This is a genomic window from Commensalibacter intestini A911 (assembly GCF_000231445.1).
GTDB lineage: Bacteria > Pseudomonadota > Alphaproteobacteria > Acetobacterales > Acetobacteraceae > Commensalibacter > Commensalibacter intestini.
The window spans coordinates 737836-755393 of sequence record NZ_AGFR01000003.1 but is presented as its reverse complement, the minus strand read 5'-3'; the positions used below and the strand labels follow the sequence as shown (position 1 = coordinate 755393).

General features: G+C 34.4%; 14 protein-coding genes. 4 read left to right on the top strand and 10 right to left on the bottom strand.

What is annotated here, in order from left to right:
• Positions 1 to 96: 96 nt before the first annotated feature.
• Positions 97 to 1494 carry a sugar porter family MFS transporter gene (locus tag CIN_RS03805; protein ID WP_040363759.1) on the top strand — a complete coding sequence of 466 codons (1398 nt, stop codon included), beginning with the start codon at positions 97 to 99 and terminating at the stop codon, positions 1492 to 1494.
• A 79-nt stretch (positions 1495 to 1573) separates the two neighbouring features.
• Here the strand turns inward: CIN_RS03805 and CIN_RS03800 are convergent, their stop codons facing one another.
• The 5 genes from CIN_RS03800 to CIN_RS03780 form a co-directional block, all read right to left on the bottom strand.
• Entirely contained in the window at positions 1574 to 2851 is a 1278-nt protein-coding gene (locus CIN_RS03800) for an aromatic amino acid transport family protein (protein WP_139016924.1), read from the bottom strand.
• A 149-nt stretch (positions 2852 to 3000) separates the two neighbouring features.
• Complete coding sequence (locus CIN_RS03795; protein ID WP_008853736.1) at positions 3001 to 3792, bottom strand: heme ABC transporter ATP-binding protein; 792 nt, start codon at positions 3790 to 3792, stop codon at positions 3001 to 3003.
• Complete coding sequence (locus tag CIN_RS03790; RefSeq protein WP_040363758.1) at positions 3789 to 4787, bottom strand: FecCD family ABC transporter permease; 999 nt, start codon at positions 4785 to 4787, stop codon at positions 3789 to 3791. Before CIN_RS03790 ends, CIN_RS03795 begins: the two co-directional genes overlap by 4 nt.
• Positions 4780 to 5616 carry a heme/hemin ABC transporter substrate-binding protein gene (locus tag CIN_RS03785; RefSeq protein WP_008853734.1) on the bottom strand — a complete coding sequence of 279 codons (837 nt, stop codon included), beginning with the start codon at positions 5614 to 5616 and terminating at the stop codon, positions 4780 to 4782. Before CIN_RS03785 ends, CIN_RS03790 begins: the two co-directional genes overlap by 8 nt.
• Positions 5613 to 6644: a hemin-degrading factor gene (locus CIN_RS03780; RefSeq protein WP_008853733.1), complete on the bottom strand. Its 1032-nt coding sequence runs from the start codon at positions 6642 to 6644 to the stop codon at positions 5613 to 5615. Before CIN_RS03780 ends, CIN_RS03785 begins: the two co-directional genes overlap by 4 nt.
• 341 nt (positions 6645 to 6985) lie before the next feature.
• Here CIN_RS03780 and nifJ point away from each other — a divergent pair, with 341 nt between their 5' ends.
• The gene (nifJ, locus tag CIN_RS03775) at positions 6986 to 10531 is read left to right on the top strand and encodes a pyruvate:ferredoxin (flavodoxin) oxidoreductase (RefSeq protein ID WP_008853732.1); all 3546 of its coding nucleotides are present in this window, start codon (positions 6986 to 6988) and stop codon (positions 10529 to 10531) included.
• A gap of 262 nt (positions 10532 to 10793) precedes the next feature.
• Here the strand turns inward: nifJ and CIN_RS03770 are convergent, their stop codons facing one another.
• Positions 10794 to 12263, bottom strand: a complete 1470-nt coding sequence (locus CIN_RS03770) for an SIR2 family protein (protein ID WP_008853731.1) — start codon at positions 12261 to 12263, stop codon at positions 10794 to 10796.
• Positions 12264 to 12508: 245 nt separating this feature from the next.
• Between CIN_RS03770 and CIN_RS03765 the strand changes: the two genes are divergently transcribed.
• Entirely contained in the window at positions 12509 to 13498 is a 990-nt protein-coding gene (locus CIN_RS03765; protein ID WP_008853730.1) for an aldo/keto reductase, read from the top strand.
• Between the two features lie 147 nt (positions 13499 to 13645).
• Here CIN_RS03765 and cynS read toward each other — a convergent pair whose 3' ends face one another.
• The 3 genes from cynS to CIN_RS03750 form a co-directional block, all read right to left on the bottom strand.
• Complete coding sequence (gene cynS, locus CIN_RS03760) at positions 13646 to 14089, bottom strand: cyanase (protein WP_008853729.1); 444 nt, start codon at positions 14087 to 14089, stop codon at positions 13646 to 13648.
• Between the two features lie 434 nt (positions 14090 to 14523).
• Positions 14524 to 15492: a threo-3-hydroxy-L-aspartate ammonia-lyase gene (locus tag CIN_RS03755; protein WP_008853728.1), complete on the bottom strand. Its 969-nt coding sequence runs from the start codon at positions 15490 to 15492 to the stop codon at positions 14524 to 14526.
• A gap of 57 nt (positions 15493 to 15549) precedes the next feature.
• A complete protein-coding gene (locus CIN_RS03750; RefSeq protein WP_008853727.1) occupies positions 15550 to 15942 on the bottom strand; it encodes a RidA family protein in 393 nt (130 codons plus the stop codon).
• A gap of 158 nt (positions 15943 to 16100) precedes the next feature.
• Here CIN_RS03750 and CIN_RS03745 point away from each other — a divergent pair, with 158 nt between their 5' ends.
• Complete coding sequence (locus tag CIN_RS03745) at positions 16101 to 16727, top strand: helix-turn-helix transcriptional regulator (protein ID WP_008853726.1); 627 nt, start codon at positions 16101 to 16103, stop codon at positions 16725 to 16727.
• Positions 16728 to 16730: 3 nt separating this feature from the next.
• Here the strand turns inward: CIN_RS03745 and CIN_RS03740 are convergent, their stop codons facing one another.
• The gene (locus CIN_RS03740) at positions 16731 to 17546 is read right to left on the bottom strand and encodes a sugar phosphate isomerase/epimerase family protein (RefSeq protein ID WP_040363757.1); all 816 of its coding nucleotides are present in this window, start codon (positions 17544 to 17546) and stop codon (positions 16731 to 16733) included.
• Positions 17547 to 17558: the final 12 nt, after the last annotated feature.

Sequence of the window (17558 nt, the reverse complement as noted above, 5' to 3'; positions counted from 1 at the left end):
TTTGAATTAAAATCATAAGTCACGATTTTTTGATATTCCTTTAAGTATTTCTTTCGCAATATACTATACCTCATAACATATTTAGGTACGTATATTATGAAAAATAATTCTACTACGAATACAAAGAATATTTCCTCTTACAACATTATCATGGTCGGTTTCTTAGCCTCTTTGGCTGGATTGATGTTTGGTCTTGATATTGGTGTAATGTCAGGAGCAAACGATCTAATTAAAAAAGAATTTTTAGCTACAGACCACGATATTGAAACAATCGTTAGTAGCATGATGTTTGGTGCTGCTTTAGGTGCACTATCTTGCGGATGGGCATCCGCTAAATTTGGACGTAATCGCTGTTTAATCCTCAGTGCATTGATCTTTATTATTTCTGCTGTTGGCTGTGCTCTAGCTGGCGGCATTGTTGATTTAGCCATTTGGCGCTTTATTCTTGGGCTTGCTATCGGTATTGCAAGTACAACAGCTCCCCTCTACATTGCTGAAATTGCCCCAGAAGAAAAACGCGGCTCAATGATTTCTACATATCAATTAATGGTAACTGTCGGTATTTTATTAGCTTTTATTTCAGATACTATTTTAGGATATTACGATGCTTGGAGATGGATGTTAGGAATTATTGCCTTCCCTGCCATTCTTTTCTTATTAGGCCTTTTCTCTTTACCTGACAGCCCAAGATGGTTGGTAATGCGCAATCGCAAACAGGAAGCATATGATATTTTGCTTAGCTTGCGCGGCGGAAATGAAGACGTTGTTCAACAAGAAATCTCAGATATTGAACACCAAGTAACAAGTCCTAAAAAGGGATTTAGCTTATTTTTATCTAACAAAAATTTTAGACGTTCCGTAGGATTAGGTGTTACCTTACAGGTTGTGCAACAATTCACAGGGATGAATGTTGTGATGTATTATGCACCTCGTATTTTCAGCGATATGGGATATCATGGAAGCGCAACATTGTGGTTCACCGCACTCGTTGGACTTGTAAACGTGGGTGCAACTTTTATCGCAATTGCAACTTGTGATAAATATGGACGTAAACCTACATTATATGCTGGTTTTGCTGTCATGGCTATCGGTCTTGGTGTTATTAGCTTCTTAATGAGAAATGGAAATATTGCTGATCCTACCATGCAGCTTTTCTGTGTTGCAATGTTGCTTATCTTTATCGTTGGTTTTGCAATGTCTGCTGGACCTTTGGTTTGGACTTTATGCTCTGAAATTCAACCTCTACAAGGCAGAGATTTCGGCGTTGCAGCTTCTACAGTTACCAACTGGCTTGCTAACTTCGTTGTTGGTTTCACCTTCTTAACATTAATTAATAATTTAGGTTCTTCTCATACATTCCTTCTTTATACGATCTTGAATGTAATCTTTATTGGTGTAACCTTCTGGCTCATACCAGAAACCTCTAATGTAAGCCTAGAAAAAATCGAAGAAAATCTTATGAGTGGCAAACCACTTCGTAAAATTGGACGTTAATTTATAAAACGTTAGTTACAAAAAAAGCCAACCTAGATTTTTTAGGTTGGCTTTTTTAATTCTGTATTTTAATCCAAACTTAAATAAAGAACTGATAAACTGCTGCTGAAACAGCAATCGCACCAATAATCGTGACAAAAATATTACTTTTCTTACCTTTATATTTAGATAATGCTGGCACTGTATGAATTGCATACATTGGCATTAAAAATAAAAGTAATGCAAATAATGGTCCACTAATTGATTCAATTAAATTTAGAACATTCGGGTTATAAATTGAAACAATCCAAGCGGTAATAAAAATAAAAACAATCGTACATACATGTAGTGCCTTACTTGTTTCATGCACTTTCACATCAGCAAATTTAAATGTTTTAATCACAACGCCATAAATCCCCTCTTTTGCACCTAAATAATGCCCAAGGAAAGATTTACACATTGCGATAAAAGCCACTAATGGGGCAACCCACGTAAGAAATGGTGTATGAAAATGATTGGCTAAATAAGATAGGATTGAAATATTTTGAACTTTTGCTTCTTGTAAGTTTTCTGGTGTTAAACATAACGCACAACTAAATACAAAAAACAGAACAGTAACCACCATCAAAATATTACTATATTTAATAATTTGAGAACATTTTTGTTCTGCGAATTTCCCATATTCTTTAGTCTTAGCTACAGCTAATGGTGAAATAATCGGTGAGTGATTAAATGAAAACACAGTCACAGGAATTAAAAGCCACAAAGTCAAAATTAATCCATTCCCACCTTGATGAACAGCACCTGATAGACTGATATTCCTAAAGATTTCACCAGTCCATTGCGGAATTAAACATAATGCAATAATCATTAAGATCGCAATAAACGGATAAACTAAAGCTGACATTACGTTAACAATTAACATTTCCCCAAACTGCACGATCAACATTAATCCTGCAATCAGTATAAATGAAATAACAGCTCTGGAAGGTGGCGGAAAATGTAATTGATATTGAATAAAACTTTCAATCGTATTGGTTAAACTCACGCTATACATCAACAAAATAGGATAAATAGAAAAACAATATAAAACAGTGATGATATACCCTAATTGTTTTCCAAATTGTTGTTCTACAACAACTGTAATATCATCTGCATTCCCACTTAAAACAAATCGACATAAAGCTCTGTGGGCTAAAAAAGTCATTGGAAAAGCTAATACAGCCATGACTAACAAAGGAATCAGTCCACCCGATGCCGCATTAATCGGTAAAAATAAAACCCCTGCACCAATAGCAGTTCCGTAGAGGCTTAACATCCAAATTGTATCAGTCGATCCCCATTTGGGCATGGCATCAGAACTATCTTTTTCCATCATGAAATAATCACTTTGTTCGTTGTAATAAAATTATGCTTTATTTAAATGCGTGCTAATATTATTTCAAAAAAACGAGAAAGAAAACTATTTATGTGATGCAATCGTAAAAAAACTATTAATGAAATATATTTATTACAGATATTATTTCACTATGGGGACAGCATCACATAAGGCTTTTGATGTTCATGATGCTGCATAATCTTTAAATCTGCACCATACCAAGTAGTTAAAACTTGCTCTGTAATGACTTCTGACACATCTCCTTTGGCAACAATTGATCCTTTATTAAGTAAATAAACTTGATCCGACCACAAAGAAGCAAGATTTAAATCATGTAGAACCATACATACACAAAGAGGAAATTGCTGCACTAACTCTCTTAATAAACGCAGCATCTGCTGTTGATGATATAAATCAAGCGCAGAAGTTGGCTCATCCAAAAATAACCACCCGGATGGCCCCTTTTCTCTCCAAAGTTGCACCAAAACACGAGCCAACTGTATTCGTTGTTGCTCTCCACCAGATAGAAAAGCATAATCTTTGTGAACTAACCCCTGACATTGGGTCATGTCTATCACTTCATCGATCATTGTTTTATTCATAGGCTCTGCCCAAGGTGAACGACCAAGCTTAATAATATCAATCGCCGACATAGAAAATGGCATATGACTCTGTTGCTTCATCACGGCACGTTCTTTTGCCAACTCCTTTTTATGCCAATCCTGTATTTTTTTTCCTTTTAAATAACACGCTCCTTTTGTTGGAGCATAATATCCTGTAAGCACTTTAAACAACGAAGACTTTCCAGCACCATTGGGGCCAATTAACGTCACTAACTGTCCTTGAGAAAGCGTAATAGAAACATCTGATAAAATAGGATGATTATTTTTAATCAAATAAATATTTTGACCTTCTAAACGATAGCTCAATTGATTACTCATAATCTACGCTTCCATTGTTCTTTTAAAATCAACCAGAAAAACCAAGGTCCACCCAAAAGACTGGTTAATAATCCAACGGGCATTTCCGCAGGCTGCACCATGGTGCGCGCCAAAGTATCCGCAACTAATAATAAAATTGCACCACTTAATGCTGAGGATGGCAATAAAATCTTATGATTATTTCCAAAAATTAACCGCATCGCATTGGGAATAACCAATCCTAAAAAACCAATAATTCCACTGACTGAAACTGCAGTTCCAACCAATATAGCACTTAAAATCAATAATTGTTTTTGAGTTTTATGCACATTAATCCCAAGGTAATGCGCGTCTTCCTCACCTAATTGAAGTAAATTCAGTTGCTTGGCATGACATTGGATTAAAATCACCGTTGGAATAATCAGGCATAACGTAATGATAATTAATGACCATTGTGTTTGCCCTAAACTTCCCATCCCCCACAAAGAAAGCTGACGAAGTTGCTGATCATTACTGATCCATGACAAAATACCAACAGCAGAACCTCCCAGAGCATTAATTGCTATTCCAATTAACAATAAACTGGAAAGATTACCTTTTGTTAAATTACTTAGTTGAAAAATAAGAAATGTTACCAAAAAGCTACCCATAAAAGCCGCAATCACAGGCACCCACAAGGATAAAAAAGCAGGTAGCCCCAAAGGAATAACCAAGGCAATCGCAACAGCTAGTCCTGCACCACTACTGATCCCTAACAAACCAGGATCGGCAAGCGGGTTACGAAACAAACCTTGCATCACTGTTCCAGATACCGACAAAGCAATTCCGATAATCACGGCTAACAAAATACGTGGCAGCCTTATATTGATCCAAATTTGCCAATCCATATCCTGTGGATCTGCATTAAACAAAGAAGACCATGATAAATGCACTGGGCCAATCATTGCAGATCCTATTATTGATCCAATTAAAATCAATAATAGGATAAAAAGATAAACAAAATACCGTTTATCCATGAGATAATGCTTCAGCCTTTGAACGTAATGCTTTAATTGCTTCAGGTGTTCGTATACCAAACCCAAGCAATGCCATTTGATCAATAATAATCAAATTATGGTTTTTCCCTGCTGGAGTCATTGCAACACCAGGTAATTTCCATAAATTATCCGCACCACCTATAGTTTTAATTGCATCGCTATCAGTCATAATCACATCTGGTGCCGCAGCAATGATGCCCTCTTGTGACATCGGTTGATAATGCAACGTATTTCCCATTCCATTTTGTAAACCCGCATCATGAATAGCAGCATCCGCAGCCGTATCCTTTCCTGCAACAAGATTACTAATCCCACTATGCGCCATAATATAAATTACTTTGATAGGCTGTTGCTTCGAAGGTAAAGATGCAATGGTCTTATCTATATTTTCTTGCAAAGGCTTTGCTTCTTTTTCACGATGCAATGCCTTGGCAACGGTCTCAACCTTCTGAGGGATCGCTTGCAAAGAATGTTTGCCAGAAACATAAACAACTGGAATACCAACATTCTTAATTTGCTCTAGCACCGCAGAAGGCTGCGCAAGATCACTAGTAATCACCATTGTTGGCTTTAATGATAAAATACCTTCTGTATTTAATTGGCGCATATAACCAATATCTTTAACGTTATTCACCGCAGCAGGTTGGTTGCTGGTCGTATCACGACCAACCAACTCGTCTTGAGCACCTAAAGCATAGATAATTTCAGTTACATCCCCACCAATAGAAATAATTCTTTCTTTGGCTTGAGCAGATACCGTTGTCACCAACAAAGAGAGCATAGCAAAACAAAGATGCGCTAATTTCATGCTACTTTTTCTTTCATTGAAATAGCATTAATTTGATTACGCCATGTTTCTTGCTCTAAGTTCCCTTCTGTTCTTTGCCCATAAAGTTGAGCAATTTGCGTGCCATCTTTGGCAAAGAGTTCAAGGCTGGTGACATAACCTTCTTTGGTTGGCTTGCGAGTAACCCATGTTTCAGCAATTTGATCTTCCATCAAATGCATCGTAAATTTTGAGTTGAAAATATTTAACCAATTATCTTTTGGCGTTAATTTCTCTATCACGCCTGTAAAGATTTGCACGCAACCACGACTACCGATAAACACCATAATTTCATTGCCATCATTTAATGCCATTTCTAGGATTTGAGAAAGCGCACTATTATCAACTTGGCATGCAAGATTATCGCTGACAGAAGAAAATGCTTGTTGGCGGGTAACATTATGACGGTTGAGCAAAGTAAAGAATTGATGGACATCCGTCATTGCACGCCATTCTTCTTCAATTTTTTTCGCATCAAAAAATGCATTTTCAGAAACGTGTTCTAACTGAGATACGGTAAATTCATCTTGCGCTTCCACAGTGAATTTTTCAATTAATGCATCCCATTCTTGGCGGTTAGTATTATCTGTTTTATAGATTTTAAGAACAGCATCACCATAACCATCAAAAATCTGAATGCTTTCTTTTTCTCCGCGTCTGGTCATTTCTTTGATATAAAAAGCACTAACCCATTTTCCAACAAAAAGACGTTGATCCAAAGCACCTGGATTAAGGACAAGTCCACCATGATTTCCCAGCTTTACATTGTCATATTGTCCAACATGCTCATGAACGGCATATTCATTCCGAACGATATTCATAGTTTCACCGACTTTGTGTAGTTCTTTTAACAAAGCAGGAAAATCTGTTGTAAATGGCTTTGCATCGGCACCAATCCGAGCATGACAAAGTTCTGCTTCGCTGATTCCAATCATGCCAGCAAAGTCACGAGCAAATTTACCCGTATGTTCGGATTTAAGGGTTAAATAGCGTTGATAATATGCGTTCATTATAAACCATCCTTATGGTGTCTTTTAAGGTTTGATATTCAATGAAGCATATATAAACACAATTAAGAACGATTATCAATATCAAATGATATTAATTCTTAATATCACAAATTTTATATTTATACTGCTGATTCAAAACACAAAAATATTTCTTTTAATAAAAATTAAAAACATGAAACAAAATTCACACACAACGAAACTACTCCTATTCTAGATCACAGAATTGTTATAACATTTTATAAGAATCATATTTTCATAACAAAAACAAAACAACTTTAACTGATTTGCTAAACACAATGTAATATTTCGTTTCTATATTTAAAAATAAAAAGGTTATTATTGTGAGTAATAAATTACAAAAAATGATTACTACCGATGCCAACCAAGCAACAGCATCTGTCGCGTATAGATTAAATGAAGTTATCGCTATTTATCCTATTACCCCAAGCTCTACCATGGCCGAATATGCTGATAATTGTGCTACCAAACGACAACTAAATATATGGGGTGATATTCCCCGCATGATGGAAATGCAATCCGAAGGCGGAGCCATCTCAACCGTTCATGGTTCTTTACAAACTGGCGCACTTGCAACAACATTTACCTCATCTCAGGGATTATTATTAATGATCCCCGCTTTATATAAAATAGCAGGACAATTAATGCCTTTTGTATTGCACGTTGCAGCAAGAACAGTCGCAACCAGTGCTTTATCAATTTTCGGCGATCACTCTGATGTTATGGCGGTAAGACAAACAGGTTGTGCTTTGTTATGTGCCAATAATGTCCAAGAGGCTCAAGATTTTGCAGCAATCTCACAAATAGCCAGTTTAAAAAGCCAAATCCCTTTTATTCATTTTTTTGATGGCTTTAGAACTTCTCATGAAATGAATAAAATTGTTTATCTTGAAGATGATGAACTTAGACAACTTCTTCCACAAAATGCAATCCGTAAACACCGCAATCGTGCACTATCCCCAGAAAATCCAACAATCAGAGGCACAGCTGCTAATCCTGATACTTATTTCCAAGCAAGAGAAGCAACCAACCCATGGTATAATGCTGTATATACACATGTTGAAGAAACGATGCATCAGTTTGCAAAAGTCACAGGACGTCACTATCAACCATTCGAATATTATGGACATCCTGATGCTACGAGACTAGTCATTCTCATGGGCTCTGCGACTGGCCCTTGTGAAGAAGTAATTGATATGCTTTATGATCAAAATGAAAAAGTTGGATTACTTAAAGTTCATTTATATCGTCCCTTCTCTGCGAAACATTTTTTAAAACAAATTCCGATAAGTATAAAATCTATCGCTGTTTTAGACCGTACTAAAGAAGCTGGTTCTCAAGCGGAACCTCTTTATCTAGAAGTTATGACTGCCTTTGCAGAAGCTTATAGCAATGATGAGCGCCCTACACTCCCTAAAATTATTAATGGTCGTTATGGATTATCTTCCAAAGAATTTGACCCAGACTGTGTTATGGCGATCTTTAACGAATTACAACAAGAATCTCCTAAACGACGCTTTACTATTGGTATTCATGATGATGTAACGCATCTTTCAATAACATCAATTCCTGCCAATTTAACCACGCAACATAATTTAACCGCCTTATTTTATGGTCGAGGCAGTGATGGAACTGTTTCTGCGACTAAAAATACCATTAAAATTATTGGCAATCATACAGATAAAAACACTCAAGGTTATTTTGTTTACGATTCAAAAAAAGCTGGTGGATTAACCACATCGCATCTACGGATCAGTCAAAAACCCATTAAATCAACTTATTTAATCCAAGATGCTGATTTTATTGGCTGTCATCAATGGCAATTTATTGATCGATATCCTGTATTAGACAAACTTAGAAATGGAGGAATATTTTTACTCAATAGCCCTTATGAAGCAGAACATATATGGAATAATTTACCTTATGAAGTCCAATCTACTTTATTAGAAAAGCAAGCACGCTTTTATGTTATCAATGCTTATCAAATTGCTCGTGAATGTAATCTTCGCACTCGCATTAACACGATTATGCAAACAGCATTTTTCCATCTAACCTCTATTTTACCAGAAGAAGAAGCTGAAACTTATTTAAAACAAGCTGTGATTAAAAGTTATCAGAAAAAAGGAGATGCTATTGTTGAAAATAATATAAATGCAATTATCCAAGCTAAAAAAGCAACTTATTTAATTCCATTACAACCTATTTTACCAAACAGCAAAGCACTATCCCCAATTGTATCTGACCAAGCTCCTGATTTTATTAAAAATATCACAGGAAGAATGTTAATTGGAGAGGGAGACTCTTTACCTGTTTCTGCATTATCTCCTGATGGAACATGGCCAACAGGAACCACTCAATGGGAAAAGCGTAGAATAGCAGAAATGATTCCTATTTGGGATCATGCTTCGATGTGTGTTCAGTGTAATATTTGTGTTGCTGCATGTCCTCATGCTGCTATTAGAGCTAAAGTTGCAGAATCTTCTGAATTTAGTGATGCACCAGAAAGTTTACCAAGATTACCTGTTAAAGCCAAAGATTTAAAAGGACAAGAATATGTCCTACAAGTATCCCCAGAAGATTGTACTGGCTGTAATATCTGTTATGAAGTTTGTCCTGTAAAAGATAAACAAGATCCTCGTATTCGTGCAATTAACATGTTACCTATACAAGAGCACTTAGAAACAGAAAAAAACAATTTTGATTTTTTCCAACAGCTTCCTGAGCGCTCTATCTCTTCAATAGAACGGATTGACCTTCGTACATCTCAATTGGTCACACCTTTATTTGAGTTCTCTGGTGCTTGCTCTGGATGTGGTGAAACCCCTTATATTAAATTATTAACACAATTATTTGGTGAAAAATTACTCATTGCCAATGCAACGGGATGCTCTTCTATTTATGGAGGCAATTTACCAACTACTCCTTATACAAAAAACTGTGAAGGACGTGGGCCAACATGGGCTAACTCTCTTTTTGAAGATAATGCAGAATTTGGATTAGGATTCAGACTAACCGTTGATCAACATAAACAACGTGTATTACGATTATTAGATAGTTTTAAAACACTCATTCCTAGTGATTTAATGAATACGTTAAAAGATGAGCAAATTTCCGATCATGAACGACGTAAAGCCATCAATGAATTACGCCATTTACTACAAGAGAATAACGATCCAAATGCTCAAGAATTGATCATAGATGCTCATTATCTATTACAAAAATCAATCTGGTTAGTCGGCGGAGATGGATGGGCTTATGACATTGGATTTGGTGGCTTGGATCATGTTCTCAGCACTGGAGAGAATGTGAATGTTTTAGTCCTTGATACTCAATGTTATTCAAATACAGGTGGTCAACAATCAAAAGCAACCCCGATGGGAGCTATTACTAAGTTTGGTGAGCTGGGCAAAGAAAAATCAAGAAAAGACCTTGGTCTATCCATGATGATGTATGGGAATATTTTTGTTGCTCAAATTTCCTTAGGTGCGCAGATGAACCAAACCATCAAAGCTATTCAAGAAGCCGAAGCATATCCTGGCCCGTCTTTGATTATTGCATATAGTCCATGTGGTGAGCATGGATATAATTTGGCTTATAGTCACGAACATATGCAACATCTTACCAACTCTGGGTTCTGGCCTCTCTATCGCTTTGACCCAAGTAAAAGAGACAGTGGCAAATCACCGTTAACATTGGATTCAAAACTACCAAAAGAGCCTCTTGCCGATATTTTAAGACAAGAACAACGTTTTAATCGTTTATGGAGTAATGATACTGAACGCGCAGAAGAGCTATTGGCTAAATCAGAGCAAATTCTTAAACACCATTATTCTTTACTAACGAAATTATCAGAAGTAAATTCGGAGTGATCATGATTTAGTAAATTTTTATATTTTGTCTAAATAAACTCAATCGATATTTTGCAAGTCGTTATTTGTTTAAAATATTCTTTTGAGTTTATACACCTTCCTTATAGTGCCTTTTAAGGCTGATATTCAAGATATATATAAACACAATTAAGTATCAATATCATAATAATTCTCTATATTTAACTTGGTCAATAATGCATATTAAACGTTTTAATGCAGAGTTATTTTTACCTAATTTTTGTTTTAAATTTTCAAAATTTTGTTAAATATAACTGATTATATTATCACAATTTTCTTCTGTTTTGTTCTTAGACAAGTAAATTGCTAGATAATTTAATTTTTTATCTATTTTACAGGAGTTTTCTGAAAGATGAATAATACTATCTAGATTCCAAGTCTTTTTATAATTTTTCTTAATAGAGGAACTAATTTTCTTTATATACTCGTTAGTATTAAGTTTATTAATTTCATTCAATGATGATGGTATTTTTTTACCTTGATTAGATGCAATATACTTTTGCATAGGTAAATAAACTCTATTGCGTTTAGCTAACTCAGGTATAGTTACCATTAATAGATCATAGCTTTTAGCATGAATATTGTTAAATATAATATCCTTTATAATATCATTTATTGAAAAACCTTTTAATCCAATACTATTAGTAACACCTATACCAACAACGAATTCAATTTTTGAACTATCTTTTATAGCCTCTTCAAAATCAATTACAGCAAGTTTTTTGTTAGAGTTACTCGGATCCTTTACAATATTATAGATTCCCTCCTTAATAACTCGTAAATAATCTATAGGTATTTTTCTTTCAATATGCTGTAACGCTTTATAAATCTTGGAAAAATCATTAGTTTCAATATTTGTAAAATTAAGATCTCTATCATTTATTTTTTTTGCTACAGTTTGAATATTATCATAATTATCTTTAGCTCTAGTAATAAAAATAAGATTTTTAGACAAACGCTCCTTATAATCATGATTTTCAACTTCAATCATATTAATAATTTGCTCTAATAACTCTTGAATATTTAAGTCACTTATCGAATAACCTATAAAAATAACTGGATGCTCTAAAAAAATTGATAATAACTTTGCTGCTAAATATGCATTTTTTTTATTAAAATTACTATAATCATCTTGCGTTACAATCAAACTATTGTAATTAGAACAACATCCATGAATTTTATATATCTCACCAATAGATTGTGGAGCTTTAAAAAACAAATCTGATTGTCCAATATATACCTTTAATTTAGGGAACAGTGTTTCTAATAATAAATCCCAATTTGTTGTAATAATACCATCAATGACTACTTCTTTATTTTTTAATACTTCTAATTCTTTGTTGTTTTGTATTATATCTTTAACTTGAAATTCTTTTAAATATTTACTTATTTCATATTTCAAAGGCGTATCAACATGCGACCTCCATTCACTCGTAGAGAAAATTTCCTTACAAGTATTATGCTCCTCCCACCATGTTTCACTAAAATCTTTTGCTAACAATGATGTTGCTTCAGGGTAATTACCATTACTACTCGATAAATATTGTTGAAAAGGTTTATTTACATATTTACAAAAATGCTCCAATAAACCACTCCAATCGGGCAATTCAATATATCTTCTGGAAAAACCAGATCCTATAAATAAAAAAGGGGCTGATAAAGATTGTTGTAATATTTCTACTAATTTTTTCTCAACATCTATTTCTTCATTCACGATCTATTACCCCTTCATTAAAAATAATTTAAGCTTTAAAAAACTATATAAACAATAGATATTTTATAATAGTAATTATTTTTATTCCAAATTAATTAATTAATTAATTAATTACAAATACATCACCACCTTATTAATGAATTAATTTCATTATAATATATAAAATAATCAGACTAATCTTATCTCTTTCCTCGTGCTATAACTGTTTCATTGTTCAAACAGTTTTGCCATAAGGAAAATTAGATATGAAAAAACGTCGTCTTGGTCAAAATGGCCCAGAAGTCTCAGCTATTGGTTTTGGATGTATGGGGATTAATTTTGGTTATGGTAACTCAATGGATAAGCAAGAGGCCATTACCTTAATTCGCCAGACCTTTGATCGTGGAGAAAACTTCTTTGATACTGCCGAGGTTTATGGCCCTTATACAAATGAAGACGTTGTGGGTGAAGCATTACGCCCTATTCGTGACAAAGTCGTCATTGCGACTAAATTTGGCTTCAATATTGTTGATGGACAAATGAAAGGTCTCAACAGCCGACCAGAGCATATTAAACAAGTTGCAGAGGCTTCGTTAAAAAGACTTGGTATTGATGTCATTGATTTATTTTACCAACATCGTGTCGATCCAGATGTGCCAATAGAAGATGTTGCTGGTGCTGTCAAAGACCTTATCCAAGAAGGGAAAGTTAAATATTTTGGTCTTTCTGAGCCTAGCGCAAAAACCCTTCGTCGTGCCCACGCCGTGCAACCCGTGACCACTTTACAAAATGAATATTCCATGTGGGTCAGAGGCCCTGAAACCAACGGTATTTTTGAAACTTGTGAAGAGTTAGGTGTTGGATTAGTTGCTTATAGTCCTTTAGGGAAAGGATTTTTAACTGGGGCGATGGGTAAAGATCTTAAATTGGGATCAAATGATTTTCGCAGCAATTTACCTCGTTTCCAAGCTGATGCGCTTGAGAAAAATCTTGAGCTCGTTAAATTACTAGAAAAAATGGCTGCTGAAAAAGGCATTACCCCTGCTCAACTTGCTTTGGCATGGATTTTGGCTCAAAAAGAATGGATTGTTCCTATTCCAGGAACAACAAAACTCCATCGTTTTGAAGAAAATATCGGTGCGGCTAATATTGAACTCAGCAAGCATGATCTGGAGTTAATTGCTAAAGCTCTGAATGAAATCGCCATTGAAGGTGAACGATATCCAGAGCAACTGATGAAACTCGTTGGTGTATAATAAAATAGCGCAAAAGAAGCTGGTAGTATTCAGACCAGCTTCTCTGAGTATATGTATGTAGTATGTAAAGTATGTATATAAAATATAGTTTTAATAAAATATAGTTTTAATAAAATATGTTAGTATATCAACGCTTATGAGAGTAAATTAGTATTCTTTATAAGGTAAAAATTTACCACTCATAACAATATTCACACGATCCCCAAGAGGATCCTTTTCGCGTTTCAAATCCATCTTAAAATCAATTGCACTCATAATGCCATCCCCGAATTCCTCGTGAATAAGCTCTTTGAATGTAGTTCCATAAACATTTACCAATTCGTAAAAACGATAAATGGTTGGATCCGTAGGAACAGTAGTTGGTAAGCTGCCTCTAGAAGGCGTCACCATAAGCCACTTTTTTTCAGCTTCAGTTAATTGAAAAATCTTAGCAAGAACAGAAGCCTGTTGTTCATTACAAGTCATTTGTCCTAAACATGCAGCTGTAACCCATTCTTTGCTACGTCCGACTTTCTCAGCAATATCAGCCCATTTTAAACCTTGAGTAACTTTGCTGGTAATAATCTTTTCAGTAACTTCTAAGCGGCTCATTATTGTTTCCTTTAATTATATAAAATGAATAGTATACGAAATAATGAATAAGCTTAATGTATCAAGAATATTCATTTATTGCAATTACGCATAAAGACTAGGTTATGATAGTTTATAAGAAGTAGTTACTTAAAATACAAATATCTAGTCTTTTATAACTTCGATGTAAAAAATATCATCTCTAGAATATGATTGTCTAATCCATTCAACAGCTTAGCAACAATCAATCATAAGTTGAATATATCCTGTGAAAAGATATATAATCGCTCAATAAAATTAATATTATAATTGATCAATAAAACGTGATCAGTAGAAATAATATTTTTAACAAACATCTATTACAATTATATCAATATTGAGGCAACTATATAAAATAATTTTACAATCAAATCTTATATATCTTTCTATCTCATCAATATATCCAATATTTTAGCTTATGATCCTAACAATTGGCTATAACGTTTAAGATCTATATTTCCTCCACTAACAATAACACCAACTTTTTTCCCTTTTAATTCCTCTTTCATTGCTCGGGCTGCAGCAAAACCAAGACATCCTGTAGGTTCAACAATAATTTTCATACGCTCTGCAAAAAAGCCCATTGCTGTGACAAGTTCTTCATCAGTAGCAGTCAAAATATCATCTACATTTTGTTGGATAAGAGAAAATGTCAAATCACCCAAATGTTGAGTTTGTGCACCATCAGCAATCGTTTTAGGCGTTTCAATATGCACAATTTTCCCTGATTTAAAAGATTGTTGTCCATCATTTCCCGCCTGAGGCTCTACACCATATATTTTACAATTTGAAGCAAGTGCTTTGGCTGATAATGAAGAACCTGACAAAAGCCCGCCTCCTCCAAGAGGCACAAATAATGCATCTAGTGGACCTTTTTCTTCAAATAGCTCTTTTGCTGCGGTGCCTTGCCCTGCAATTACATGAGGATGATTATAAGGAGGAATTAACGTTAACCCTTGTTTCTCGGCAATTTCTTTGCCAATTTGCTCCCGATCTTCGGTATAACGATTATAAATCACAATCTTTCCACCATAACCTTTTGTCGCAGCAACTTTTGCTGCAGGTGCATCATGAGGCATAATAATTGTTGCTGGAATACCCAATATTTTCGCAGCAAAAGCAATCGCTTGGGCATGGTTACCAGAAGAATATGCAACAACACCTGCTTTCTTTTGTTCTTCACTAAATTGAGTCAGTGTATTCATTGCACCACGGAATTTAAACGCACCAGTACGTTGAAAATTTTCACATTTAAAGAAAAAATTGGCACCTAAAGTTTCATTTAAATAACGAGAAGTTAATACTGGAGTTGGGTTAATATATGGGGCAATACGTTTGGAGGCACTCGTAACATCATCAAACGTAGGTAACGATAAATTACTCATCTGAAAATCCTTTTTCATCCAATGGTTATGTCAATATTTTATTCATCTCATTTTAAACTACGAGGCTACTAAGGCAACCGCTTCTGCTTCTATTGCGACGCCATAATGCAGTTGTGGCACATTTAAAACTGCTCTGGCTGGTTTATGTCCGCCAATCCAATCTGCATAAATTTTATCAAAAATAGGCCAATTATCTACATCTGTTATATATACTCTTATTTGTGCCAACATATTACGCGTTGTATTCGCACTAATTAAACACTCATTAATATTCTCTAAGACCTGCTTGACCTGTTCTTCAAAAGAAACATTAACAAGCTTAATACCTTCTTTTGTAATAGGTAATTGTCCCGAAATAAACACAAATCCACCAGCAGTACAACAATGTGAATAATGCCCTCCATGAGGATTATTATCAGGCGTATGAGATTGAATAAAAGGAGATATCATGACTAAAATTCCCTTTTGATAATGATATTATCTATATAAGCTTAATTATAATAATTATCTAATTTTATACAAAAAGTCTAATTAAAATATTTTTTATTTTAAAATCATGTATTATACATAAAAAGCATTCTGAAAATGATTTACTGGAAAGTCTAATAATGTCACAAATCGATGATAAACATTTGTTAATGCAACTAGATACCATTGCAAAAGGATTAAGTGAGACTTTTTCACCTTTTTGCGAAGTTGTTGTTCATGATTTAAACAATCCTGAACATGCAATCCTTGCTATTCATAATAACTTATCAGGACGAAAAATCGGTGATCCTGCAACCGAGTTAGGAATAGCTCGAATTTTATCATCAGAGTTCCCTAATATTATCGCAAATTATGCCAATCAGTTTACAGACGGACGACCTGTAAAAAGCACCTCTATTGGCATAAAAGGAAATGATGGGAATTATATTGCAGCATTATGTATCAATATTGATTTAACCCTTTTTCAAGGGCTGCAAAATATGATCAATAATTTTACCCGAGTTAATCAAAACTCAATTATTGAAAACTTAAATTCCAACGGTCAGGATAATATTAAACACTATATTGATCATTATGCTTCTGAACATGCAAAAACCCCAAGACTATTAAAAGCTAATGAAAGAAAAGAAGTTATTATGCAACTCAAGCAAAAAGGGTTGCTTGATATCAAAAAATCAATGGAAATTGTCGCTCAATATTTAGGTATATCCAGAGCAAGTGCATATTTATATGCTAAAGAAGAGTAATACTTAACACTGTAAAATATATTGTAATGATTTCATTGCTTGTTCTGCAACAAGTTGAGGCGGTTGCTTTTTTAAATCATCATTAAATACTTCTAAACCTATAGCCCCTTGATAATTATTTTGTGCTAAATAATTAATAAGCGTTTTAATAGGAAATTTGCCATTTCCTGGCAATAAACGATGATGACGAGCAATATCAATAACATTCTGTTTTTCAGGAAAATCAACAGCATCAGAAAGTTGAACTAAAAAGATTTTCTCCATTGGAATATCACAAAGATCTTGAACGGTTCTTTTCAAAGAAAATATATGAAACGCATCGATAACTAATCCTAAGTTAAGCGCATTAATTTTGTTAACTATTTTCCATGCTTCCGTTGTCTTATTTATATAAACACTCCACGCCATTGCCTCATATGCAATACGTATATTGCGTTTACTCGCTTGATCGACAAGCCATCTTAAATCCTGTTCAATATTGTCTTTAATACAAGAATAATTCGTATTTGCTGGTACTAGTAAAGTCTTTGCGCCTATTTTCTCAGCAACGTCTAACATCGTAAGCGCTTCGTTACGTTTAGCTTGACGAAAAGGCTCTGCTGCACCATCAAAATCTAATAGAACCTGATAATCAGTCAGTGATAATTTTAGTTTTTGTAGATCTTTGTTTAGTAGATTTATATCACCATCCATCATATCTATATCTTGACGCCATAATTCAACCTGCTGAAATCCTGCCTTACTGGCAGAAAACAGTTTTTCTTCTGTTGTGCCTCCAAGGAGCACTGTATTTAAAAACAGCGGATTATGGCTAAACATGATGCATCTCTC